We start from the raw sequence: 25,580 nt of genomic DNA on the forward strand, positions 1-25,580 counted from the left end.
ATAATTAATTGTTTATATATTTTTGATTTTGTTATGTTTTTAGAAAAAAGATGCACTAATTCTTCAATTGAGAGTATGTAACTTATTTCCATAGCAATTCTCCTTTCAAACTTAAAATAGTGAGTTTATAGTATTGTAGGCTTGCTATTTTAAGTTTTAGACTACTTTATGAAAAAAGTTTGATTTTCATAATTAATTGAGATCTGAAGTGCCTTTTCCGGTAATTTTTCCATTTTGAAGTATTATACTAATAGTGCTACCATCATGATTAATCCATGAATATGCTTGACCGTGATTATTACCATAATGTTCTGTACAAAGCCTACCTGGTCCTAAAATTTTAACTACATCATCATATGTCATACCAATTGAGAGTTTGTTAAAATCCTTTTGACTTACTTTTGCGTTCATTGAAGTGTCTATATAGCTTAAATATTTTGCGCTTATTATATTATTACGAAAATCAACTTCAATGTAGCTTTTGTCAGTGTTCAGCCATCTATAACCGTTTATCCAATCTACGGGTTTTTGTACCTTTATCTTTTCACCACTACCTAAAATAGCTTTTACATCATTGTAATTCATTCCTTCTCTTATTTTAAGAAATTTATTCGAGTCAAAGGTTATTTTGTTTGAGGCTGCCTTTTTCTGGGGCTTTGAATTTGCAATATCAGTTTTTTTATTTTTAGACATTTTAGTGTTATTACTATTATATACATTAAGCTTAAAACAAAAAACAACAATTAAGGCGATTGATACCAATATTAAAATTACTATCTTTCTTTTTGTTTTTATAATAATTACCTCCTTTTGAAATTCAATTCCTATAGCTTCATATTACTAAAAGATACAATAAATTTCAATATATTTACAAAATAATTATTAATACCTATTTTGTTACTTAAATAATAATGTTAATAAATTGAATAAAAGTAAAATATAAAATTATTTACAATATACTTGCATAATTTTATATTTTGCTTTACAATAATGTTGAATATAAGTAAAAATAATACATATGAAAGGAGGAGCGAAAATGAAGAGTTAGGAATATTTTAAGTCTTTTTTATTAGTAATAGCATTTGAAATTGATAATGTTAAGAAAACTTTAGCAGTCACTATAGGACAAACATTAACTGAACCAGAAAATGATTTGAAGATAGTATCATCAGACAATAATTTTTTATATACTAGGACTTCATTTACAAGATAAATTTTAATTATATATATTAGTAAAATACTAAATAAACTTAATTTAAACAGTGAAATTAAATTTTGTGTTACTAATAGTAGGTTTGTATTAATACTATTTTCAAATAATAATAGTTCAGTAGCAAAAGGTATTATATTAGATAAAGCATCAATGGAAATCTAAACATAATACTTTATACTTTTGACTTTTATATATGTTTCTTGAATTTAAAGTTAATCATGTTATATAAGGAGAAATTCAATATTTAGTGCGAATAAGTTTAAATTAACTAGAAATTATGGAGGGTTAATAATGAAAATACAAAAGGTATTATCTTTGATTACTACAGTTACTTTATTAGTGGCTGGTGTAAGTGTTTCCAGTCCCAAAACAATAAAAGCAGCTGCTACTTCAAATGTTGTGACAAAGGCTATTAACAATTCTGACTTTATTAAAGCAAATGGACAAGATTTAAGAAATAATTACGGTAGTGGATCCATAGTAAATTTACATGGTACTAACCTTGGTTCTTGGAACCTTATGGAAGGGTGGATGTCTCCAGAGGGTGAGTCAGCATTAGATAGAAGCAGCTGGGTTGCTTATGCAGGACCAACTGAAGCAGGAAGTTCTGCAAGTTACGCTATTGATAATGATACAAATTCAAGGTGGACAACTGGAACTGCTCAAGCAAATGGTCAATGGTTTAAGGTGGATATGGGTTCAGTTCAGTATTTTGATAAAATAACAATTGATGCAGGTTCAAGTACAGGAGATAGTCCAGCTACTTATCTAGTTCAAGGTTCAACAGATGGGGTTCATTGGGATAATTATGCAAATGGTACTTCAAATTCACAAAAGATAGATATTTCTTTAGATGGAAATGGAAGATCAGCACGTTATTTACTAGTGCTGCAACAAGGCAGCAAAGGCAATTGGTGGTCAATAAGTGACTTTAATGTATATGTTTCAGATATGTATGATACTGTTGGAAAACTTCAGGGTCGTTTTGGAACAAGTGGCGCAGATAGTTTATTAGCAACCTATGAAAATGCTTGGATTCAGCCAAGTGATCTTGATAACATAAAAAATATGGGACTAAATATGGTACGTGTTCCATTATATTGGGAAACATTTTTAAACAGAGATGGTTCTTGGAAATCAAATGCATTTACACAGCTTGATAATCTTGTTAATCAATGTTCTCAAAGAGGTATATATGTATTACTTGATCTTCACGGAGTTCCAGGTTGCGATGATGCTTGGCAAAGTGGAGGTAGATTAGGACATAATGATTATTTTAACAATACAACATATCAGAGTTGGGTAACTTCAATATGGCAGGGCATAGCTACACATTATAATGGTAATCCAGATATTGCTGGATATGACTTAATGAATGAACCAGTAAGCAACAATTCAAATTACACAAATTCACAAATGTATAATTCTTTATACAACACAGTACGTGCCATAGATAAAGATCATTTAATAGTAATGGAAGCGTTTTATGGATTCTATAATATTGCAGCTCCTTCAACTTATGGGTGGAAAAATGTAATGTATGAAACTCATCCATATCAGATGGATAAATGGAACGATTGGCATGCCCAATTTAATTCTATGACAGATGCAATTAATGACTTGAAAACTAAAAAAACGGATTGGAATGTACCTGTATATGCTGGTGAATTCTGTTGGTATTCCTTCAATGATCTTTGGGAAGCATGGTTATCAGCACTTGATGCAAACGGTATAAATTGGACTAACTGGGCTTATAAAAACAGAAGAGCAAGTTCGGATTACCAAAATGGTGGTAATTGGGGACTTTATAACAACTTTACTGGAGAAACTCCAGATTTAAACAACGATGACTATACAACAATTGCTTCAAAATGGAATACAGCTACAACAAGTAACTTTACACCAAATACTGCATTAATTAATGTGTTTAAAGCACAGTCAGTAACTCCAACTCAACAATCAACAATTAAAGCATTAGCAAACAATGACTTTGTAAGTGCTGATAAAAATGTTAGTAATACTATTGTAGGAAATAGGACAGTAGCAAGTGATTGGGAAAGCTTTATAATTTATCATAATTCCGATGGTACAGTATCATTACTTTCCATGGCAAACAATAAATTTGTAAGTGTTGATCCAAACAATAGCTATAAATTAATTGCAGAAGCAGATGGACTTAATGCTAATGAAAAGTTTACTTTAGTAGATATGGGTAATGGAAATGTTGCATTAAAGTCTGTAGAAAACAATCAATATGTTTCTTGTGATTTGAATAATGGTGAAGTATTATATGCAAATAGAAGTACCCCAAGCACTTGGGAAACATTTACTATTTCAAATAAGTAATTAATATATGAATTGTTATTATATATAACTAGTTATGTACAAATATAGTAAAACAATGAAATATTATTTTGTTGAAATAGTGTAAATGGAGTAGTACTATAGCTAGCTAATACTAAAGGTATTTATTGGATTATAATAAGATCCAATAAATACCTTTTTAAATGTTAATAGTATTTTATTGTATTAATGCAACACTAGAATTATCAGTGACACTTATGCAGATATTAGATAAAAATATGGAGCCCATAAAAGGACTATATGCAGTTGGAAATGATAGTGAGGGTTTCTTGAATATTTGTTGTATCAAGAATTAGCATCAGGAGTTGCAGCAGAAAGAACTATGATATTTGCTCGCTATGTAGGTAAATATCTAGCAAATTAAAATATTATAATAATTTATAAGTGAAAAATGTTGCTTTAAAACATAAAGTAGAATCTGTTTTGTTTATTTTCTTTAATATAAGATCGTTTGAGATGGTGCTAAACCCATTAAGTGTAATTGATACTGTGTTTGTGTAGATTAAACATAATAGTTCCAATGTGATAAAAGCATGAAAATAATGTATAAGAATAGTAGAGATAATTTTAGTCTTTGCTATTCTTTTTAGATTAACAAATTAAATATTTGATTATTTTTTCAGGAGAAAATTTTAGAAGAAAAATACAACACTCATTAAACAATAGTGTTGGAAGTATGTTACATAAAATTCCCATGAATTTTATTTTAAGATGTAAGCATTTAAAAGTTTAATAAGTAAAGATAAAAGACGATAATGTTTGTAATTGAGATAATTAGATGAAAGGGTGGTTTAATTGAAGTATATGGGAAAAATAAAGATTGGAACTAAACTTGTAAGTTCATTTGTGATAATTATGGCTTTTGTTGTAATAGTTGGAATGACTGCTCTTGGTACGTTAGGGAAAGTAGGTGATAGCGCTACTAGAATGTATAAAGTTAATTTGAAGAAGGTCTATTATTTAGGACAAATAGAACAAAGCTTAACTGAAGTAAGAGCAGATGTATTAAAGTTAGTATATCAAAGAGATGCTTCAAATATGAAGGAAGCTGAAGCTGAAATAATAAAGGATGAAAAAGAAATTAATACGTTTATTGAAAAGTATGAAGCAATATCTAGTGAGTCAGCTAATGAACAGAGTTGGAAAAATATCAAACAAACTAGTGAGAATTATTTAAGTATAGTTGATAAAATTGTTAATGCTGCAGAAAAAAATGATTTTGATGGAGCAGTAAGTTTAAATAAATCAAATTCTGCAAACAGACAAAAAATATTTGAAGAAATAAATAAATTGATAAGTGCTAATTTTGCTCAATCTAAAAGTGAAAATGCTTCAAATAAAGTAACAAGTGCTAATTTTGTAAAATTACTAATATTTATTATGGTGTTAATTATTATGGTAGTTAGTGTACTTTCTGTAATTTTAACAAAAGACATTAAGAAGTGTTTATCCGATATAAATAACGTTGTAAAAAATATGGCCGATTATAATTTTTCGTCAGTACTTAAAGTAGATAGGAAAGATGAATTTGGGGATACAAGTAAATTCCTTATGAAAGCACAGGAAAATGTAAAAAACATTATAAAGACTATTATGGGAAATTCTCAAGATTTAAGTGCTTCAAGTGAAGAACTTTCGGCTACAGTTGAGGAACTTAACTCTAAATTTTCAGAGATAACAGAATCAACTAAATATATAGCCGAGCAAACTGAAAGAACAAGTGCATCCTCAGAGGAATTAACAGCATCTGTTGAGGAGGTTAAGGCTAATATAGATGAATTATCAAATAGCACAATAGATCAAAATAACAGTTCTAGTAAGTCTAAGGAAAAGGCTGTTGAAGTTAAAAATAATGGAATAGAATCTGTAAAAAGAGTAGAAAGTGTTTATGAGGATAAGGCAAAGGAAATATTAAAATCTATAGAAGAGGGTAAAGTTGTTGGTGAAATAAAACAAATGGCAGAGGCTATTGCTAGTATAGCTGAACAAACTAATTTGCTTGCGTTAAATGCTGCAATTGAAGCTGCGAGGGCAGGAGAAAGTGGAAAAGGTTTTGCTGTTGTAGCAGAAGAAGTTAGGGAACTTTCGGAGGAAGTAGAAGAATCTATAGATGGTATAAAGAATACTATTGAAAGGGTACAAATTGCATTTAAAAAACTTTCAGATAGTGCTAATGATGTTATGGTGTTTATGAATAATGATATAATAACTGAACTTAAGAAATTTGAGCAAGTTGGAAGTAAGTATTATGAGGATGCTGAATTTATAAGTACAACTTCAGGTAATATATCTGAAAAGACAAAGGCTGTGGATGAAACTATGAGTGAGGTAAGTAGTGCTATACAAGAAGTTGCCTCTAGTGCTCAAAAGGTATCAGAAAATACGAATGGTATAAAAGGTGGAATTGAAGAAGCAAGTCAAGGTCTAGAGCAAATAGCAACAGCATCTCAAAGTCAAGCAGAATTAGCATTAAAGCTTAATGAATTGGTACAGAAGTTTAAAATTTAAGTTGTATTTAAAGAGAAGTAAAAGTTAATGATATTGAAAATTTTACTTTAGGTTAAATATAAGCTCCAACTCAAAATATAAGGTTGGAGCTTATAATATTTTTTAACACTTTATAAAAACAATTGCTTCAAATTAAGGACGGGATTTATGTCGAAGTTGCCAAAGCTTTAAAATAGTCAGTTTACAGTATTGCATGCTGGCAATTTTTGCGTTTAACGTATCTAAATTTTTTGAAGAACTGAAACAAGACAAAATGTAGAATGTGAAAAATGAAGAGGAGCTGTAAATAGGTATCAGAAGGAGTTAAATCATATAAGTTTTTTTAAAGTCGTCTATTTATTAGGCGATTTTTTTATAATTAATCGTATGATTTTTGCACATTAATGAAATTAGAGCTATAAAATAACAAAAAACACATAAAACGATAAAAATAAACCATATATTGAAATTAATAATAATAAATGGTAATATAGTATTGAGAATATTTTGTAAATTCATAATATATTTTACAAAATAAAAAATATATAAGGTAAAGGAGTGGTTTTATGAAAAAACAGATTGTTGCTGTAATTGTTGGAGTGAGTATGATTCTTACTTGCAGTTTACCTGTAGCAGCAAAACATAATTCTAATATTAATCAAGTAAGTAAGATTAATTTAGAAAACAATGCTACAAAAGTACTAACTAAAGCCCAAAAGATAAGTGTGTTAAATGATAAGGTTAAATTAGGTAATGCTGCTGTAAAACTTAATGAGAGTCCGTCTAAAAATGCAAAAGAAAAAATTAAACTAAGCAAAAATTCTTTCAAAAGTGCAGAAGAAAACATTAGGTCAAAATCCAAAAAGTATCTATCAGCAGAAAAAAATGACCAGAATACAACAGGTTCAGCTATTACAATTAATGATAGTGCAGGTAATGCTTATGCTGTAAATACTAATACTGTTTATAATGATACAATGACCACTGAAGGTGGACAAAGATGGTATGCTTTTGATAATTCAGCTGCACAAAAACTTACAGTAATTTGTCAAGCACCAAAGAGTACAAATGTAGATTATAATTTGTTTTTATTTAAGTATAATGATCAAACTCATAATTTAGATTTAGTTGTAGATTCAACATATCCGAATACAGCTAATCAACAACTAAGTACAATTGGGCAGTCAGGAGTTTATTTTATGGCTGTAAGTTCTGTAAAAGGGTTTGATGCTGTAAATCCATTTCAATTTGCAGTAATTTCCTCAAGTACTTATGGAGATAATGAACCAGATGATAATCCGCTGCAAGCAAAATCATATACTAATGCATTTTTTGAAGAGGATACTATAGATAATAATTTCGACCAAGATTGGAACAAAATTTCTATTACTGAACCTTCAATTATTTCTGCAAGTTTAAGTAATGTAAGTGGTTCAAATGCTTATAGAGCAGATATTATAGATAGTCAATTAGAAAATATATTATGTACTGTTAATGCGAATTCTAGTAAAAAGTTTGTGTTACCAGCAGGGACTTATTATGTTAGGATAAGTTCTGACAATGGTTTCGATCCACAACAAAAATATAAATTTGATTTGAGTTCAGTTGGACAATCAATACTTTTAGGTTTTAGTCCAGACTATAATTATATAGTTACTACAGATTCAAATAAAAAAGTGTATCTTAATGGAAAAACAGTTAATGTAGATTGGAAAAGAGAATTCAACTTTGACTATCCGGATGGAGGTTATGAATACAGGTCTCAAGAAGTATATCAACGCCAAGATAGTGAACTGCTTGGAGCTCAATATGGAACATATACATCAACTTATACAGGTGATATACCTCATGCATTTAGTTTAATAATTAAAAATCCACAATATTTTTATTGGCATAGTCGTTATTATAATGGAGGACCTGATAATATAGATAAAATTGATCAACCAATGGAAATTGCGGTTTCATTAATAATTAATGCAGACACTGGAACTATTGTAGATTTTAATGAGGATAATTTTAATTTTTATTATATAAATAAAATTGAATCACATAATTTTTCACCAGTAAAATAAATTTAATTCATAGAGTAGTAAAGACTTTTTGTTTTTGCTATTCTTTTTTATATGATCCAATTATTTAGGTAATTATACTATAAAATATAAAGTGTTAGGAGGAGTTAGATTGAAAAGATTTGTTTTAAAATGTGCAATGATTACTATAGTATGTTTATTGGTAACTTTTACATTTAATATATCAAGTGCATACAAGGCAGCTGCACTAAAATATAATACTATAGATTTGAAAGACTCAAATGAAATAATATTTAAGGATAGTAATTTAGAAAAAGCAGTAAGGGATAAAATAAACAAGCCAACAGGAGCATTAAGTAAAAGTGATGTTGGAGGTATAGATGAACTTGATATAGAATATGGAAATATAACTTATCTAGATGGAATTGAAAATCTTACTGGTCTTAAAAGATTATGCCTATCTAATAACAACATAAGTGATATCAATTTATTAGGTAACCTGACAAATTTGACTGATTTATCTTTACAAGGAAACAATATTTCTAACATAAATTCTTTGAGTAATTTAACTAAATTAAATGTTCTTAGTTTAAATGAAAATAAAATTTCCGATGTTAAAGCAGTAGCATCATTAAGTAATCTAACTAGTTTAAATTTATCTCAAAATCAGATTTGTGACATCAGCTCTTTAGCTAATTTAACAAATTTAAATTATATTAATTTGCAGCAGAATCAAATTTCAGATATAGATTGTTTAAGAAATTTGACTAATTTAAATAAAATCGATTTACTAAATAATAAACTTAGTGATAATAGCCACTTAGATGCACTAGGTAATTTAGTTAATTTACAAGAGCTTAATTTAGCTAATAATATAATTAGTAATATTAGTTTTTTTAATAATACCTTGGATAAACTGCATTATGTTGATTTATCCAATAATCATATTGTTAATGTTAAACCTTTAGTTAATTTATCTAATATTCAAAGTATTACTTTGTCTGGGAATAACGGTGTTAATAATATTAGTGATTTAGCCTCATTAAATAGTGTGAATTATATTGATTTAAGTAATACTAATGTTACAGATATAAGTAGTATATCTTCTTTAAAAACTTTGACAACGCTTAATTTGGAGAATACTAAAATAGATATAAAAACTTTCACTGGATTTAACAATTTAACTCACCTTAATTTATGCGATGATAATATAAGTGATATTGGTTTTTTATCCAATTTAACTAATTTGACCAATCTTTATTTATCTGACAATAATATTAGTAATGTTACTACGCTTGAAAAATTAGTCAAATTGAAATATATTAATTTAGCAAACAATAATATAACCTCACAAGATATAGAAAATTTAAAAAGCGCTTTACCTCGTTGTAGGATATTAACAGAAGAGTAGATATAATTAAGCATAACTAAGTAATAAATTTTAATGGGACTAAAATATTACTATTTTAGTCCCATTAAAATTTATCTTATAGCTTAAAAGTTCCTGTTTAAAATATCAATATTTTTAACGTGACATTTTTTGACTTTTCTCTTTTAATATTTTTTTTCTATATTTCTAGCATAAAAAGTAGCTAAAATAATGCTTGATGTCAATTCTAAAATCCCAGAATACCTAAAAAAACTCACTGTATTCATAATACTACTTGTAAGATACATCCCTAATAATATTGAAATAACTTTTAATGGTGAGGTAATAAATGATTGGATTGAGTATACTTTACCGATATCTTCATTAGGAACTTGCAATTGTATTATATTACGAACTGATATAAAAAACACACTTGATGTCATACCAAAAAAAGTAAAACACATTAGACTAACATAAAAATTATTTATAAGTGTTAAGATTATTAAGGATATTCCATCCACAGCTATTACACAAAATATAAATTTCATATTATTACATATTTCCTTTATACTTATAAATAAAAAACTAGATATTAAAGAACCTATACCCATTGCGGTTAAAAATAAAGATGATTTTGTTACATCTATTCCTAAAAATTGTTTGCCAAAAATATACATAAGGGGTGATTGTGCTTCTACAATTAATACAACAATAGCCATACTTATAAATATATATTTCAAATTTATATTTTCGTTAATATACTTTATGCCTGTTGTTGGATTATTTTTTTTATTATTTTGTAATTTGAGATCTATACTTCCTTCTTTTCCATATCTATATTTACATATCAATGTACAAATAACACTAAAATAAAAAGTTACACTATCAATAGAAAAAGCATAAGTATTCCCTAACTTTAATATTATAAATCCAGCCAAGGCAGGTCCTATACAATTTGCTATACTTTTAGCAGAACTAAAAAAAGAATTTGCTACAAAAATATCTTCTTTTTCAAGTAGTTGGTCTAAATAAGCAAACGAAGCTATATCAGCAAAAACATCAAATATTGAGTTTATAATGAATATAAAGAAAATAAAATATATATTATGAACAAAAACTAAAGATAATATTGTTGTGCCCTCTATAAAGTCTGATAATAATAGTATATTAGCCCTATTACGTTTATCAACTAAGTGTCCAAAAACTGTAGATAAGCATAAAGGAGGTATTATACGAATAAGTGTTATTAAACCAATACCAACTATTTTAGAATTAAAATTACTTACAAGCAGCATTTGAATAACTGTTAAATAGGTTAAGCTATTACCAATACTAGAAATTATACCACTTAAAACATTTAAAGAATAAGGTATGTTTTTTTTGAATATTTTTAATGCTTTAAACATTTCTTATACTACTCCATTTAAATTTTTGCATATACTTTAACTCAATTGCATTATAATTTATTTATGCATTGTATAGCATTTCCCTTAAAGTACCATATAGTTATTATGATAGTCAAGGAATTTATAAATATTTTTACCATTTATTGAAGGCTTTTCTTGATAATCTAGTTGGTGTTAAATTTCGATATTATTATGACTTCAATACTGAGGATGTTATAATGGGTTTAATCGATAGGATAATAGATGGATTAAGAAGGTGATATTTTGGAGAATAAAGATTTAGAAATTAAGCTGGAAGGAAAAAGTTCATTTGAGAAAATAGATATGATTGAACAGTTAGAAGGTTCCATACATTTTACGCCAAAGATATATAAATTTCTAGAGTATCTTTCTGAAGATGATGAATATGAAGTAAGAGTAAAAGTTGCAGAAATATTAGTCCTATCAAATGATGTAGAAGGGGATAATATATTAATAAAGCTTCTAAAAGATAAAGAAGAATTAGTAAGAGTTAATGCATGTGATTCTCTTTGTACAAGCTTTTCGAAAGATGTTATATATCATCTAAAAGATAAGCTATTAAAAGATAAAAGTAATTTAGTTAAAGGATATGCTATATTATCTTTAGTTGATATTTTTACTAGACAAGATAGTAATTTAGGTGAACATATTGAGTTTTTTAAACAAGTATTAAAAAAACAAGAGACTCAATGGGTTAGGATTAATATATATAAAGCTTTGTATATGTTGGGAGACAAAGTATACCTGGATATGCTAGTACAGGAATTAGGAAATAGATATTATAGAAACAGGTGCGCTGTTGTAAATATACTAAGTGAAATAGCTTCAAAAGGAAATTACAGAATAATAGAAAAAGCATTAGCTGAAAGATTGAAAATAGAAAAATCTTTTGCGGTAAAAGGTGGTATAGAAGAATTACTTAGTGAAATAAATAATGTTAAAGAACGTGTGTGAAACTATACACGTTTTTTTATGAAATTTATTATATATTACGACTAATTTATATAGAATTCCACAATGAAATATTGTAGTGAAAACGGAATAAATAGAGTTGATAAAAAAACTGGAGAGTATAAACTAATTTTGAAGTGTAAAAATACTGGCAATTTAATTTTATCAGATAGGTATATCTTTTTTTTGTTATTTTAGAACTAATAGGTACAAGCAGGCAATTTGGGAATTTGATATTTGTTATGAAGAAGATAATGATTGCGAGGATGCGTTGTTTAATAAAGCTATAACGCTTCTACATATGGGACGATATATGCAATCTTTATATACATCATTAGAATTATATAAAATTAACTCTAAAGATATTGAAAACATATTAAATATTGGAGAATGTTATTATAGGCTTGGTAATTTAAGTTGTGCGGAAAATCGATTTAAGGAAGTGCTAAAAGATGATCCGTTAAACAGTATGGCAAATAAATTTTTGAAGAAAATACGTTTTAAGAGTAAATAACTAATAAAATATCATAGTTACTTTGGTAAGCTAGCCTATAATTATACGATAATATAAATTTTGAAATTAAGGATATAATTTTATATATGAAACAAAAGGTAGTCTAAATTTAGTTTGAAAATTAGACTACCTTTTTGTTTTGGTGAGTGATAATTTTGAAACTTATTGCCAAAATGGTTAAAAGGTATATAATATAAAAGGAGCATTGAAAGGAGTTTGAGTTTTACATGAAAGATATTTTTGAAGATTTATCAGATAGAGAGTTAGAGTTATTAAATATAATACATAAGAAGGATATGATTACTAAAAAAGGTTTGCAGTCTTTAATAGCAATGCCACTTACAACTTTAAATAGAGCTATGAAAAGTCTTATAGATAAAAAATTAATAGTTGAGATTGGTGTGTCCGAATCAACTGGTGGGAGAAGAGCTGTAGAGTATAGCACCACTCAAAAGGGTATATATGTTGTAGGCGTTGATATATCAAGAACTTACGTAAGCATAGTTATAATGAATCTTAAAATGACTGTTTTAGCAAAAGAAAAATTCTATATGGATGAGAGCTTTTCTCCCCAAAAGACAGTAAAAAAGATTGTAAATTTAATAATAAAGAGGTTAAAGGAATTATCAATAGACAAAAGTGAAGTGATTGGTATAGGAGTAGGGACAGTAGGTCCTCTTAATAGAAAAAAAGGTATTATGGTGAAGCCTAAAAATTTCTTTAATGAAAGTTGGAAGGATGTAAATTTAAAGGATATGGTTGAGAAAGATACTTCTATCTCATGTTTTATAGATAATGGAGCAAATACCGCAGCGTTAGCTGAATATTTATTCGGTTCTGGTAAAAGTTTTAAAAGTATTGTGTACATACATTGTGGAGTTGGGATTAGATCAGCTGTTATAACTGATGGAATTGTTATAAGAACCATAAATGACTCAGAAGATGCTTTTGCACATATGATTGTAGATTTAAATGGGGAAAAATGTACTTGTGGAAGCAAAGGATGTATAGAAAGCTACTCATCTATAAAAGCTATAATTAAAAGGTTTAATCTTAAATCAAGCATTGAAAAAATAAAAGAAGAGGATTATAACGCACTATTAAATTTAAAAGTTAAAGAGTGTGATTTAGCTAAAGAGGTCATTAATAAAGGCGCTAAAACTTTAGGAATAGGACTTTCTAATTTGATTAAATTATTAAATCCTGAATTAGTAATTTTATGCGGACCTTTAATTAATAATTATAAATTTTACTATGACATATGTATAGATACATTTAATAAAAATAATTATTTAAATAATAAAGTGGTATTTAGTAAGGGAGGAGAATTTAAAGAAGACGCTATAGCAATTGGAGCAGCTTTAATGGTAATAGAAAATTATTTTAAAAGAAGCAGTTATTAGGAGGAAAATATATTGATTATTTTAGCTTTAAAAATATTTATTATATCAATTATTGCAGGGTTACTTGGTTCGATACTTGGGCTGGGAGGAGGAATTATAATAACTCCTGTTTTAACTTTATTTTTTGGAATAGATATAAAATATGCTATAGGAGCAAGTATAGTATCGGTAATAGCAACTTCAAGTGGGTCAGCTATAGCTTATATAAAAGACAAAATTACCAATATGAGAATAGGAATGTTCCTTGAGATAGCGACTACAACTGGAGCTATCTCAGGAGCGTTTTTGAGTGGAATAATTAATACTAAATATCTCTATTTTATATTTGGAATTTTATTATTGTATTCTGCAATAGCCATGGTTAAAAAAGGAAAAGGTGAACTTCCTAAAAATGTAGAGGCTCATCCTTTGGCTAAAAAGCTTAATTTGAATGGCGAATATTATGATAAGATTCTAAAAAGACAGGTTGAGTATAATGTAACTGGTGTTTATAGTGGAATGGGAATGATGTATGTAGCTGGAGTTATATCAGGGCTTTTAGGAATAGGGAGTGGAATATTTAAGGTTATGGCAATGGATTTATTTATGAAGCTTCCTCTTAAGGTATCAAGTGCAACTAGCAATTTTATGATAGGAGTAACTGCTGCAGCAAGTGCAGGAGTGTATTTTCTTAGAGGTGATATAGATCCGAAGATTTCTGCACCAGTAGCTCTTGGTGTTTTAGTTGGAGCTACCATAGGTACTAGAGTTATGCAAAATTTGAAGAGTAAAACCATAAGAAAATTATTTATACCTATTCTTGTGTATGTTTCCGTAGAAATGATTGTGAAAGGATTTGGTGCTAAATAATGAAACATAATGAGATTGAAGAAATGGAGCTTATTATAAGTAAGTTTTTAATGATAGGTGTTCTAGTAAGTGCTTTGATAACGTTTGTTGGTTTTATAATGCTAGTTGTAACAGGTAGTAGTGGATATAGAGGGAACGTATATCCAACAAGTCCGATTAAAATTTTAGAGGGAGCTTTTGAGCTTAAGTCTTATGCGATAATATTAACTGGCCTTCTAATTTTAATAATAACTCCTGTACTTCGTGTGGGGGTTTCGATTATTGTATTTATGAAAGAAAAAGATTATTTATATGTGAAAATTACTTCGTTTGTTTTTATAATATTGATTATAAGTTTTGTGCTTGGTAAAGTAGAATAAAAAAGCTTGGCACAGTATGTTGAAATGAAATTCAATGTACTGTGCTGTTTTTTGAATAAAAAACTAAAATATAAGTTGAAAAATTAAAGTTTAGCTAAATATTTATCTAAATAAGTTACTGATGAAAGTTGTTTTATAATGATTGCGTGAAAACGCTAAAAGATTTAAAAACCGTAAACGTGCAATATAATGGTAGACTTGAGAAACATCAATTAAAAACAATACAAAATATTTAACTAAAAAAATACTAAATATATGTTGACTTATTTAGTACGCGAATATATAATTGTGGTATACCCGGGTGAAAACATTTTCAATAATATAGTTAAATTTATATTGAAATAAGTATATCGAGGAGGATATTGTAATGGCGAAAAATTATGATAGTCTTGCAAAAAATATTGTGGAGAACGTTGGTGGTAAGGATAATGTAATATCATTAGTGCATTGTGCAACAAGGTTAAGGTTTAAACTTAAAGATAAGCAAAAAGCTAATAAAGATGCGCTTCAAGCATTAGAAGGGGTTATAACTGTAGTTGAAAGCGCTGGACAATATCAAGTAGTAATTGGAAATTCTGTAGCTGATGTATACGATACCATAGGAAGAGTTGCAGGAGTAAAACTTAACTCTGATAATGAAGAGATATCTGATAATAAAACAAATATTCTAAGTACAGCCATAGATGTTATTTCCTCTATATTTACACCAATGCTTTCTGTAATGTGTGGAGCGGGTATTTTAAAAGGCATATTAATGCTTTGTACAACAATGGGTTGGCTGGTTGATACAAGTGGAACTTACAAAATTTTATATGCTGCAAGTGACAGTGTTTTTCATTATTTGCCAGTAATATTAGCATATACAGCAGCTAAAAAATTCAAGGCTAATCCATTTGTAGCAGTGGCAGTAGCAGGTGCGCTCTTATACCCGGATATAACAACTTTGTATGCAGCTCATAAAAGTGTAACCTTCATGGGAATACCAGTTATATTGATTAGTTATCCATCAACAGTTATTCCTATAATTTTATCAACTTATGTACTAGCTAAACTCGAGCAATTTTTGAATAAAAGGCTTCCGGACGTATGTAAGAACTTTTTTACACCAACAATTTGCCTATCAGTTATTGTACCATTAACATTTTTAGTAATAGGACCAGTAGGAGATAAATTAGGAAAATTATTAGCTTCTGGTTATACAACGCTTTATAACATAAATCCGGCTATAGGTGGAGGAATTGTAGGAGCTTTATGGCCAATACTTATCATATTCGGATTGCATTGGGGATTTGTGCCAATAGTAACAAATAACCTGGCTATTTATGGACGAGATACACTCTTTACAATAACAGGACCTAATAATTTTGCACAAGCAGGAGCAGCACTTGGAGTTTTTTTAAAGACAAAAGATTCAAAATTAAAGGCTATAGCAGGATCAGCTGCAACAACAGGTTTATTTGGTATTACAGAACCAGCTATTTACGGAGTAACTTTAAAGTATAAAAAGCCATTTGTTATTGCATGTGTAGGTTCAGGTGTAGCAGGGGCTATAACAGGTTATGTAGGAGCGGGATGTAGAGGATTTGTAGGAACATCTATTTTAACACTTCCAGCGTACATAGGAAAAGGGTTTGTAGGATTTTTAATAGCGTGTGCTTTTGCGTATCTTTTTTCTGCAATTGTAACTTATTTATTTGGATTTAGTGATAAAATGCTGCCTAATAAAGTAGAAAACATAGTGAATACTATAGAAACAGTGGAAGATTCAGAGGTTTTTAGTCCAGCACAGGGGAAAATAGTTAAATTATCAGAGGTATCAGATAAAGCTTTTTCAAGTGGTGGATTAGGAAAAGGACTAGCTATAGTACCAAGTGAAGGAAGGATATATTCACCAGTAGATGGAAGTGTTGAAGCAGCTTTTCCAACAGGACATGCCTTTGGATTAAAATCACAAGCAGGAGCTGAAATACTTATTCATGTAGGTTTTAATACTGTTGAATTAGAAGGAAAGTACTTTGAAGTAAAAGTATCAAGTGGACAAACTGTAAAAAAGGGAGATTTGCTTGTGGAATTTGATATCGATAAAATAAAAAAAGAAGGATTTGATATTACAACACCGGTGCTTGTAACTAATTATGATATGTTTAATGAAATTATACCAGTAAATAAAACTAAAGTTATTGTCGGAGAAAATATTATGAACTTAATAAGATAAATAGAAATTATAAATTTGAGATATACTTTTAATAATAAGCAATGGAGGTTAAGGGTTAATGAATAATATTACTGTAGCTAGTGATAAAAGACATTTTAAAAAAGGTAAGAGTGACTTTTTCTACCTTGCAGATACTTGTTGGAGTGCATTTACGAATATCACTTTAGAAGAATGGGAAGAGTACCTAATTTATAGAAAAATGCAGGGCTTTAATGTTATTCAGATAAACACATTAGCCCAATGGGATGCAAGTAAAACAAAACTTAATATATTTCCATTTAACAAAAATGAAGATGGTACAAATAACTTTTATTCGTTAAATCAGGAGTATTTTGATAGAGCTGAAAAAATGCTTGATATGGCTGTGTGCTATGGGTTTACACCAGCACTTGTGCTACTTTGGTGTAATTACGTACCAGATACATGGGCGGTTAAATTTGATTCAAGTAATATTTTACCTTTGGATATGATTGAAAAATATGTAGAATATGTTGGAAAGAAATTCTCTAAATTTAATCCGATTTATATAGTTAGTGGAGATACAGATTTTCCTGGTGAAAAAACAAAAGAATATTATAAAGTTGCATTAGATACAATAAAAAGAGTGGCACCAGAGTGCATAAGAACGATGCATATAAGAGGAAGACTTATGGATTTACCGAAAGAATTTGAAGAAAGTGAAAGTATAGATTTTTATATGTATCAATCAGGACATAATTCTATACATAAAGATATGACCTATTTGTTAGCTCAAAATTTCTATAAAAAAAAGGTGAAAAAGCCTATTGTTAATTCGGAGCCGTGTTATGAACAGATGGGTTATAGTAGACAAATGTATGGAAGATTTACGCAATTTGATGTTAGAAAAGCTTTATGGCAGAGTCTGCTTTCGGGTGCTAGCAGTGGAATAACCTATGGAGCACATGGAATTTGGAGCTGGCATAGGAATGAAGGAGGGTTTGCTTCTAGTATTGGAGAAGGTTTTGATAAACCATATTACTGGAGGGATGCTTTGAAGTTTAAGGGAGCATGGGATTATTCATTTGCTAAATGGTTATTTGATAATTATGATTTGTGTGCAATAGAACCTTTAGAAGGGTACATCGATAAATCAGAAGAAATAAGGATAGCAGGAAAAAGCGATTTATCTATAGTACTTATATATATACCTGTAAACACCACCGTTGTGATAAATAAAGCTTTTAATGACTATGAGTTTCAAATTATAGATTTAAGTAATAGATATTTTGGAAAGCCTCAAGTTGAAATTAAAGACGGAAAAACAGTAATTGGAATGCATAGTTTTGATGAAGATGCACTTGTGATTATCAAGGAAAAAACTATATAATAAATTTTAAGTGTCAACTAAATAACTGCTTTGAGTTTAATGAAAAAAGTAGGTTGAGGTTGGCACTTATTTTTATTAATATGATTAAATGTATATAACTTTACATATTAAGGAAAAGAATGATATAATCTTAATGAAAATGTAAGTAAGTTTTTTCATTAATGATATAAGGAGTGATATTATGTATAATATAATGAATGATAAAGAAGAAGGCAAAGAACAAGAAAATTCTAATGTATTATTAAAAGAGTTATTTAAGTCTAGATCTATTGTTATTTCCGGTGAAATTAATCAAGCTTTAGCAGAAAAAGTAAGCACACAACTTTTGATTTTGCAAGAAATGGGCGATGAACCTATAAAAATATTTATAAATAGTCAAGGTGGTCATGTTGAGGCAGGAGATACAATACATGATATGATTAAATTTGTTAAGCCACGTGTTAAGGTTATAGGTACAGGTTGGGTTGCTAGTGCAGCTATTACTATTTACATTGCAGCAGATAAAGAGGATCGTTATTCATTACCTAATACTAGATACTTAATACATCAACCTTTAGGTGGAGTTCAGGGACAAGCTTCTGATGTAGGTATTGAAGCAGAGCAAATTTTAAAAATGCGCGAAAGAATAAATAAAATTATCAGTGAAGCAACAGGTCAATCACTAGATAAGGTTAATAATGATACTGATAGAAACTATTGGTTAAATGCCAATGAAGCAGTTGAGTATGGAATAGTAAATAAAATCATTTCGAAGTATGATGAAATTTAATAAAAGTTTATTACTGCATGTAGGCTAATATTGCTCTCATGCAGTTTTTTATATGTTTTGCTATAAGTCTACATTTTCAGTGTTGCAAACTTCGTAATTTATGGTATTATATATGAATATTGAAATACTTAACACATGATGTTTAAAACTGAAAGGTGGATTTTATTATGACAGGAAAAACACATATTAGTATAGGACTAATGTCTTCGGCAGCGGTTCTTTCAGTGAATCATTCATCAACTGGAGGTTTATTAGTTGGTTTAGCGTTAGGAACAGTAGGAGCATTGATGCCAGATATAGATACCGGAAAAAGTACCATAAGCTATAGAATAAGGCAGATAACAACCTATGGTATAGTGGCTCTGCTAGCTGTGTATGTACTTATGTCAAATTTTAGTCCTCAGGTTGAGAAAATTAATTTGTTTTTAAAAGGTATAGGTGTTTATAAAATATTTGATCGCATGCCGCATAATTCGGAATTTTTAAATACTGGATTAGCTATTTTAATTGTATGTATTATATTTTCAAAATTCACTAAGCATAGGAGTTTTACTCATAGTATATTAGGACTTTTTATATTCACACTTGGATTTTATTTAATAGTGGGTAACGCTGCTTTGTATTTTGCGGTAGGATTTGTATCACATATGTTAGCAGATACTTTAACAAATAGTGGAATAGGAGTTTTTTATCCAATTAAGACTAAAATAGCCCTTAAACTTGTTCATACAGGATCTATGATAGATCACTTTATAGGCGGCGCAGCTTTTGTGCTATTTATAGTAGTAATGACAAAGAACTTGTAGTGAAATAAACAGCTGTGAAATTTTAATTTTTCTATTAATTTTATTTTGTAAATAATTTACTACATATATTAAAGAGTTAATAATAAATAAAAAACCTCCATAAGATTTTAAGTATTTAAGCCTTATGGAGGTCTGTTTATGTTAAACTATTTTGATCTAGGAGTATAATCCCATTTGAAGTTTCCACCTTTGTTACCAGTAGCAATATTTCCTGATTGAATAGGATTTACTTTATTATGATTTCTTAAAAAGCCTACTCCTTTATTATTGATAGCTTTGCAATTCTTTACTGTAATTAAGCCGCCATCTTGACTGCCGTATAAACAAGGTCCTAATTTAAAACCGTTTCCATCTCCGTTTTTACCAGAACCGTTATTTTCAGCTGTGCAGCCTAAAAATGTTATGTTGCTTCCAGCTGTATAAGTATCATAACCATCATCACTGTTACCTATAGAGGTACAGTTTTTAAGAGTTATGTTTTTTGCACCGTTTTTTATTCCGAATCCATCTGCATCTTCTCCGCCGTTAGTATTATCGAAATTATAGTTTGATTTACAATTATCGAAGGTTACGTTAGAAACATTATCTTTAGCTTCAATACCTGCAAATTGTGCACCTGTAACTGTACAATCTTTTATTGTAACACCAGAACATTTTTGAACACTTATGCCCTGTCTTTGAGGCTTGTTTATAGTGATACCAGTTATGTTAGCGCTAGCGGTAATTGCAATGGTACCTTTAGGACAAGCTGAGGCATCAATAACAACACCAGTAGCAGTTACAGGTTTAGTAACTTTTACACCTCTATTTAAAGTGTAATGTCCAGCTGGAATAACTCCACCAGCTTCTAATTTAGATGCTATATCTCCTCCGCCTTTTACTGTTTTTGCTTGAACCCCGTATGATGCAAAAGAGGATACAAGTATTGCTGAAGTTAGTAAACCTAAAATTCTTTTGTTCATTTTATATACCTTCTTTTTATAATATATTTAGTAAAAAATAAATTTTACTATGACTACAGTATAAATTTATTTTTACGATAACAAAAGGTTAGTAAGTTGTAATATTTCCTTATTAGAATAAAATAAAAAATATAATGCCTTGAATTCTCTGCTAAATGTACTTTTACTGGTTCTAATCAAAAAAAAGTAAATAAAAAATTTTATTGTAAAAAATATATAAAATTAATAAAAAAGTAAAATCAATAAGATTACTCAAGTTAAGTACTCTTGAAGAATTAAATCAAAAGTTTTTAAACTAACTTTATAAAAATACTTTAAAAACATAGTGGGTATATGGTAATATATATAATATAGACAATATAATTGAATAGGAGGATTATAAAGCATAAAATTATAATAATATGAATAATTTTTTTATAAGAGTGATTTAAATGGTTACTATTAATTTTTTAAAAGGAATGAACTATAGTAAGAGCATTTATGTATACGATTAAATGTATACGATTTCTTAAATTAAAGGGGGAGATATACTAAAGCATCAACTAAATTAATAGTGTAATTCAGTAAATTAAAAGAATATTGAATTCTATAAGAACATCTATGCTTTATTTCAATTCTTGAATTATTATTTATGTGGGGGGAATATTTATGTTCAAAAAGAAATTTAAAATATTAATGTCCATTTCGTGTGTTATGTTATTATCTATGTCATTAATTGGGTGTAATGGAGGAGATTCTTCAGATGATTCGTCTTCTGGTATAACTCAAATTAATATGGCTATAGTGGGAGATCAGCCAAAACATATAGATCAATTTTATAAAAAGCTAGATGCACTTACAGAAAAGGATTTAAAAATAAAGGTTAGATTTCAAAATATATCTTGGCAAGATGTGCAAAATAAATATAATCTTGCATTAACTTCTGGAAATTTAGATATAATACCATCAGGTAGTTGGTTAAATTATAGTGATTATGCTAAGAAAAATGCATTCTTAGATATAAGTGACTTGGTTAAAAAAGATGCACCGGATATGTACAAGAAAATATCTAAAAATGCCTGGAGCGGAGCTAAGATAGATGGAAAAATATATGGAGTACCGCAGGATTCAATTGGATATGGAAATGCACTTGGAATTCAATATAGAGAAGATCTTAGAAAAAAATATAATTTACCAGAAATTAAAGATATGAATTCTTTAGAAAATTATTTACTTACCTTAAAGAAGAATGAAACTAGTATGCCCTACATGCTTGATCAACAAGATTTTGTTGCTAATTATGAACAAGCGGCCACAGGATTAACAACTATTGATAGCGATGGAACTTGCACAAGTAGTATATCACAATATGGATTGCTTGTAGATCCAAAGAATACATCAAAAAGCGTTTTAGTTTATGATACACCTGGATATAAGGATTTAGTTAAAACAATGAAGAAATGGTACGATGAAGGTCTTGTTAATAAAAATATACTTTCAACCAAGGATCAACCAGAAGATATGATGAGAGCAGGAAGTCTACCAGCTGATTTTATATCATACTTTGTTAAATCAAGAGATCTTGGATATAAAATAGAAAAAATTCATCCAAATTGGGAATTAGGTTTCTGGTTATTTACAGATAAAAATGTTTATAATACTAGAACTGGACATACACTTGAATCTATTACAAGAAACTCAAAACATCCAGATTTAGCCTTGGAATTTTTAAATAAGATAAGAACGGATAGAAATTATTTTGATTTGATGTCCTATGGTATAAAAGATACAAATTATAGTTTGACATCTCAGGGCAAAGTTGATGTAAGTAAAGTATCTGATGATAATGTATTTTCTTTAACACCATGCTGGGGAGATGCTAAGTTTGATAGAAGAGGTACGAATGAGTGGTCAAAATCAGAGCCAATAAATCAAAGTCTTGCTAAGATTTCTAAAGACAATCCTCTTAATGGTTTCTATTTTGATACAAGCAAAGTTCAAACTGAAATTGCAAACATGGAACAGGTACGAATTCAATATATTCAACCAATTCAGGTAGGTATATCACAAAATCCTGAGAGTGACCTTAAAGCTGCTGTTCAAAAGCTTAAAGATGCTGGACTAGATAAAGTTCAAGCAGAAGTTGACAGGCAATTAAAGGAATTTTCTAAAAAAGCAGCTAAGTAATTAAATATTATGGATGTATTTATGCATAAGTACATCCATATATTTAAATTTAGGAGGAAATTATGGAGTTATGGTACAAAAATCCTGCAAAAGAAGATGACTGGAATGAGGCTCTTCCAATAGGAAATGGCAGCTTAGGAGCAATGGTATTTGGAGGAACTAAAAGAGAACATATACAATTGAATGAAGAAACAGTATGGGATGGAGGACCAAGGAATAGAAATAATAAAGATGCGTATAAATATTTACCTAAGGTAAGAGAACTATTATTTGAAGGACAAATAAAAAAGGCACAATGTCTTACAGAACTTGCCATGTTCGCAACACCGGAGGATGAAAGGCATTATGAGCCTTTGGGTGATATATTTATAAAGTTTGAAAATCATGATAAAGAAATAAAAAATTATAAAAGAGAATTAGATTTAGACAATGCAATTGCAAAGGTAAGTTATAAAATAGAGGATGTTGTCTACAAAAGGGAATTATTTATTAGTGCAGTTCATAAAGTTATGGTGATGAAGCTTAGTTCTGATAAAAAAGGAAGTATTTCATTTCGTCTAAAATTAACGAGAGAAAGATACTATGATTATTTATTTGCTAAAGAGGAAGATACAGTTGAATTAAAGGGAAAGAGTGGAAGCGACAGAGGAATTGAATTTTGTTCTTTAGTAAAAGCATCGTCAAAGGGTGGAAAAGTTTATACAATTGGTAACAACCTTATTGTAGAAGATGCAGATGAAGCCATTGTATTATTAAATGCTAGGACTAACTATTGGGGGGATAATCCGGAAAATTGGTGTTTTCAAAATATAAAAAAAGCATCAAACATATCTTACGAAGATTTGAAAAAGGCACATATAGATGATTATAGAAAAATATTTAGTAAAGTATCTATTGACATAAAGAATGAAGGACATGATGAATTACCTACAGATGAAAGACTTGAAAGAATTAAGAAGGGCAAAGAAGATAATGGACTTATAAATTTATACTTTCAATATGGTAGATATTTATTAATAAGCAGTAGTAGAGAAGACAGCTTGCCTGCAAATTTACAAGGAATATGGAATAAAGACATGCTAAGTGCTTGGGGTGGCAGATTCACAATTAATATTAATACGGAAATGAATTATTGGCCAAGTGAAACCTGTAACTTAGCTAGCTGTCATAAAGCTTTATTTAAACACATTGAGCGTATGAGAAAAAGTGGAAGAGAAACAGCTAAAAGCATGTATGGTTGTAGGGGCTTTATGGCACACCATAATACAGATTTGTGGGGAGATACATCAGTACAGGATAACTGTATGACGGCTTCCTTGTGGCCAATGGGAGCAGCTTGGCTATGTCTTCACTTATGGGAACATTATGATTTTAATAGAGATAAAGAATTTCTAAAAAGTAGTTATGAAACTTTGAAGGAAGCAGCAATGTTTTTTGTGGACTTTCTAATTCAAGATAAAAATGGAAATTTAGTTACATGTCCATCAATTTCACCTGAAAATACTTACAAACTGCCAAATGGTGAAACGGGAAGTCTTTGCATTGGCCCATCTATGGATAGCCAGATTATTTATGCACTTTTTACTGCTTGTATAAGATCAACTGAAATACTTAGTGTAGATAAAGAATTTTCTGAAAAGCTTAAGGAAATGAGAAGCAGACTTCCTAAGATTGCAGTAGGTAAATATGGTCAAATTCAAGAATGGGCTGAAGATTATGATGAGGTGGAACCGGGACATAGGCATATATCGCAACTTTTTGCATTATATCCATCAAATCAAATTACGGTTAAAAATACACCAAAGCTTGCAAAGGCTGCAAGAAAAACTTTAGAAAGAAGACTTAAATATGGTGGAGGACATACAGGCTGGAGTAGAGCATGGATAATAAACATGTGGGCAAGGCTTTTAGATGGAGAACTTGCTTATAAAAATGTTTTGGCACTGCTTAGTAATTCTACTTTGCCAAATTTGTTTGATAATCATCCTCCATTTCAAATAGATGGAAATTTTGGAGGAACTGCAGGTATTGCAGAAATGCTCCTTCAAAGTCATCAAGGTTTTATTGACTTTTTACCAGCTCTTCCTAAAGCTTGGAAAGAAGGTAGTGTAAAAGGGCTATGTGCAAGAGGTGGCTTTGAAGTAGATATGGAGTGGAAAAACGGAAAATTTTATAAAGCTACTATAGAATCTAAAGTTGGTTCTCTGTGCAGAATTTCTTCAAATTTAAATGTTGTAATAAGACACGAAGATACTAAAATCAAAGAAGAAAAGATAAGGGATTCTTTAATAATTCAGTTTGAAACTAAACCAATGGAAAAATACATTTTAATAAGTAAGGAGCAGTAA

At 29.2% G+C, this 25,580-nt stretch carries 19 protein-coding genes; 16 read left to right on the forward strand and 3 right to left on the reverse strand.

The genetic code is table 11. From position 1 onward, the window contains the following. Positions 1-192: 192 nt before the first annotated feature. A complete protein-coding gene (locus CLFE_RS08495; RefSeq protein WP_139356173.1) occupies positions 193-693 on the reverse strand; it encodes a DUF3862 domain-containing protein in 501 nt (166 codons plus the stop codon). 811 nt (positions 694-1,504) lie between these two features. On the opposite strand from CLFE_RS08495, the gene CLFE_RS08500 reads away from it, so the two are divergent. The 5 genes from CLFE_RS08500 (at position 1,505) to CLFE_RS08520 (ending at position 9,505) form a co-directional block, all read left to right on the forward strand. Then, positions 1,505-3,559 carry a cellulase family glycosylhydrolase gene (locus CLFE_RS08500; RefSeq protein WP_077893702.1) on the forward strand — a complete coding sequence of 685 codons (2,055 nt, stop codon included), beginning with the start codon at positions 1,505-1,507 and terminating at the stop codon, positions 3,557-3,559. Between the two features lie 161 nt (positions 3,560-3,720). After that, positions 3,721-3,873 (forward strand): hypothetical protein, encoded by a 153-nt coding sequence (locus CLFE_RS08505; protein WP_250944751.1) that lies wholly within the window; start codon positions 3,721-3,723, stop codon positions 3,871-3,873. A 508-nt stretch (positions 3,874-4,381) separates the two neighbouring features. Further along, positions 4,382-6,085 carry a methyl-accepting chemotaxis protein gene (locus CLFE_RS08510; protein WP_242951638.1) on the forward strand — a complete coding sequence of 568 codons (1,704 nt, stop codon included), beginning with the start codon at positions 4,382-4,384 and terminating at the stop codon, positions 6,083-6,085. Positions 6,086-6,630: 545 nt separating this feature from the next. Then, positions 6,631-8,136: a hypothetical protein gene (locus CLFE_RS08515; RefSeq protein WP_077893704.1), complete on the forward strand. Its 1,506-nt coding sequence runs from the start codon at positions 6,631-6,633 to the stop codon at positions 8,134-8,136. Positions 8,137-8,245: 109 nt separating this feature from the next. Beyond that, positions 8,246-9,505, forward strand: a complete 1,260-nt coding sequence (locus CLFE_RS08520) for a leucine-rich repeat domain-containing protein (protein ID WP_077893705.1) — start codon at positions 8,246-8,248, stop codon at positions 9,503-9,505. A gap of 143 nt (positions 9,506-9,648) precedes the next feature. Here CLFE_RS08520 and CLFE_RS08525 read toward each other — a convergent pair whose 3' ends face one another. Next, complete coding sequence (locus CLFE_RS08525; RefSeq protein ID WP_077893706.1) at positions 9,649-10,869, reverse strand: MFS transporter; 1,221 nt, start codon at positions 10,867-10,869, stop codon at positions 9,649-9,651. Positions 10,870-11,133: 264 nt separating this feature from the next. On the opposite strand from CLFE_RS08525, the gene CLFE_RS08530 reads away from it, so the two are divergent. The 9 genes from CLFE_RS08530 (at position 11,134) to CLFE_RS08570 (ending at position 20,104) form a co-directional block, all read left to right on the forward strand. Then, entirely contained in the window at positions 11,134-11,844 is a 711-nt protein-coding gene (locus CLFE_RS08530) for a HEAT repeat domain-containing protein (RefSeq protein ID WP_242951639.1), read from the forward strand. Between the two features lie 298 nt (positions 11,845-12,142). Further along, positions 12,143-12,355 (forward strand): tetratricopeptide repeat protein, encoded by a 213-nt coding sequence (locus CLFE_RS08535; protein ID WP_139355994.1) that lies wholly within the window; start codon positions 12,143-12,145, stop codon positions 12,353-12,355. Positions 12,356-12,582: 227 nt separating this feature from the next. Then, positions 12,583-13,758, forward strand: coding sequence for an ROK family transcriptional regulator (locus CLFE_RS08540; RefSeq protein WP_077893707.1), 1,176 nt, complete (start codon positions 12,583-12,585; stop codon positions 13,756-13,758). Between the two features lie 12 nt (positions 13,759-13,770). Then, positions 13,771-14,607 (forward strand): sulfite exporter TauE/SafE family protein, encoded by an 837-nt coding sequence (locus CLFE_RS08545; RefSeq protein WP_077893708.1) that lies wholly within the window; start codon positions 13,771-13,773, stop codon positions 14,605-14,607. Beyond that, positions 14,607-14,966, forward strand: a complete 360-nt coding sequence (locus CLFE_RS08550; protein ID WP_077893709.1) for a DUF1634 domain-containing protein — start codon at positions 14,607-14,609, stop codon at positions 14,964-14,966. The genes CLFE_RS08545 and CLFE_RS08550 overlap by 1 nt, the downstream gene beginning before the upstream one ends. 367 nt (positions 14,967-15,333) lie before the next feature. Then, positions 15,334-17,181, forward strand: a complete 1,848-nt coding sequence (locus tag CLFE_RS08555) for a beta-glucoside-specific PTS transporter subunit IIABC (RefSeq protein ID WP_077850897.1) — start codon at positions 15,334-15,336, stop codon at positions 17,179-17,181. A gap of 58 nt (positions 17,182-17,239) precedes the next feature. Continuing rightward, on the forward strand, positions 17,240-18,529 hold the full coding sequence (locus tag CLFE_RS08560) for a glycoside hydrolase family 140 protein (protein ID WP_077893710.1): 1,290 nt from the start codon (positions 17,240-17,242) through the stop codon (positions 18,527-18,529). Positions 18,530-18,710: 181 nt separating this feature from the next. Continuing rightward, complete coding sequence (locus tag CLFE_RS08565) at positions 18,711-19,298, forward strand: ATP-dependent Clp protease proteolytic subunit (RefSeq protein ID WP_077893711.1); 588 nt, start codon at positions 18,711-18,713, stop codon at positions 19,296-19,298. 167 nt (positions 19,299-19,465) lie between these two features. Continuing rightward, the gene (locus CLFE_RS08570) at positions 19,466-20,104 is read left to right on the forward strand and encodes a metal-dependent hydrolase (protein WP_077833369.1); all 639 of its coding nucleotides are present in this window, start codon (positions 19,466-19,468) and stop codon (positions 20,102-20,104) included. A gap of 146 nt (positions 20,105-20,250) precedes the next feature. Here the strand turns inward: CLFE_RS08570 and CLFE_RS08575 are convergent, their stop codons facing one another. After that, positions 20,251-21,066 (reverse strand): right-handed parallel beta-helix repeat-containing protein, encoded by an 816-nt coding sequence (locus tag CLFE_RS08575; protein WP_077893712.1) that lies wholly within the window; start codon positions 21,064-21,066, stop codon positions 20,251-20,253. A 648-nt stretch (positions 21,067-21,714) separates the two neighbouring features. Here CLFE_RS08575 and CLFE_RS08580 point away from each other — a divergent pair. Beyond that, entirely contained in the window at positions 21,715-23,232 is a 1,518-nt protein-coding gene (locus tag CLFE_RS08580; protein ID WP_077893713.1) for an ABC transporter substrate-binding protein, read from the forward strand. A 62-nt stretch (positions 23,233-23,294) separates the two neighbouring features. Next, positions 23,295-25,580 (forward strand): glycoside hydrolase family 95 protein, encoded by a 2,286-nt coding sequence (locus CLFE_RS08585; protein WP_077893714.1) that lies wholly within the window; start codon positions 23,295-23,297, stop codon positions 25,578-25,580.

The sequence above is a fragment of the Clostridium felsineum DSM 794 genome (assembly GCF_002006355.2).
GTDB classification, from domain to species: Bacteria; Bacillota; Clostridia; order Clostridiales; family Clostridiaceae; genus Clostridium_S; species Clostridium_S felsineum.

What these genes read in the sequence shown, in the direction of transcription:
- CLFE_RS08560 (WP_077893710.1), top strand. Translation starts at nt 17,240, where the DNA reads ATGAATAATATTACTGTAGCTAGTGATAAAAGACATTTTAAAAAAGGT.
- CLFE_RS08495 (WP_139356173.1), bottom strand. Translation starts at nt 693, where the DNA reads ATGTCTAAAAATAAAAAAACTGATATTGCAAATTCAAAGCCCCAGAAA.
- CLFE_RS08585 (WP_077893714.1), top strand. Translation starts at nt 23,295, where the DNA reads ATGGAGTTATGGTACAAAAATCCTGCAAAAGAAGATGACTGGAATGAG.
- CLFE_RS08500 (WP_077893702.1), top strand. Translation starts at nt 1,505, where the DNA reads ATGAAAATACAAAAGGTATTATCTTTGATTACTACAGTTACTTTATTA.
- CLFE_RS08550 (WP_077893709.1), top strand. Translation starts at nt 14,607, where the DNA reads ATGAAACATAATGAGATTGAAGAAATGGAGCTTATTATAAGTAAGTTT.
- CLFE_RS08505 (WP_250944751.1), top strand. Translation starts at nt 3,721, where the DNA reads ATGTTAATAGTATTTTATTGTATTAATGCAACACTAGAATTATCAGTG.
- CLFE_RS08535 (WP_139355994.1), top strand. Translation starts at nt 12,143, where the DNA reads ATGGGACGATATATGCAATCTTTATATACATCATTAGAATTATATAAA.
- CLFE_RS08510 (WP_242951638.1), top strand. Translation starts at nt 4,382, where the DNA reads ATGGGAAAAATAAAGATTGGAACTAAACTTGTAAGTTCATTTGTGATA.
- CLFE_RS08555 (WP_077850897.1), top strand. Translation starts at nt 15,334, where the DNA reads ATGGCGAAAAATTATGATAGTCTTGCAAAAAATATTGTGGAGAACGTT.
- CLFE_RS08575 (WP_077893712.1), bottom strand. Translation starts at nt 21,066, where the DNA reads ATGAACAAAAGAATTTTAGGTTTACTAACTTCAGCAATACTTGTATCC.
- CLFE_RS08540 (WP_077893707.1), top strand. Translation starts at nt 12,583, where the DNA reads ATGAAAGATATTTTTGAAGATTTATCAGATAGAGAGTTAGAGTTATTA.
- CLFE_RS08525 (WP_077893706.1), bottom strand. Translation starts at nt 10,869, where the DNA reads ATGTTTAAAGCATTAAAAATATTCAAAAAAAACATACCTTATTCTTTA.
- CLFE_RS08565 (WP_077893711.1), top strand. Translation starts at nt 18,711, where the DNA reads ATGTATAATATAATGAATGATAAAGAAGAAGGCAAAGAACAAGAAAAT.
- CLFE_RS08570 (WP_077833369.1), top strand. Translation starts at nt 19,466, where the DNA reads ATGACAGGAAAAACACATATTAGTATAGGACTAATGTCTTCGGCAGCG.
- CLFE_RS08580 (WP_077893713.1), top strand. Translation starts at nt 21,715, where the DNA reads ATGTTCAAAAAGAAATTTAAAATATTAATGTCCATTTCGTGTGTTATG.
- CLFE_RS08515 (WP_077893704.1), top strand. Translation starts at nt 6,631, where the DNA reads ATGAAAAAACAGATTGTTGCTGTAATTGTTGGAGTGAGTATGATTCTT.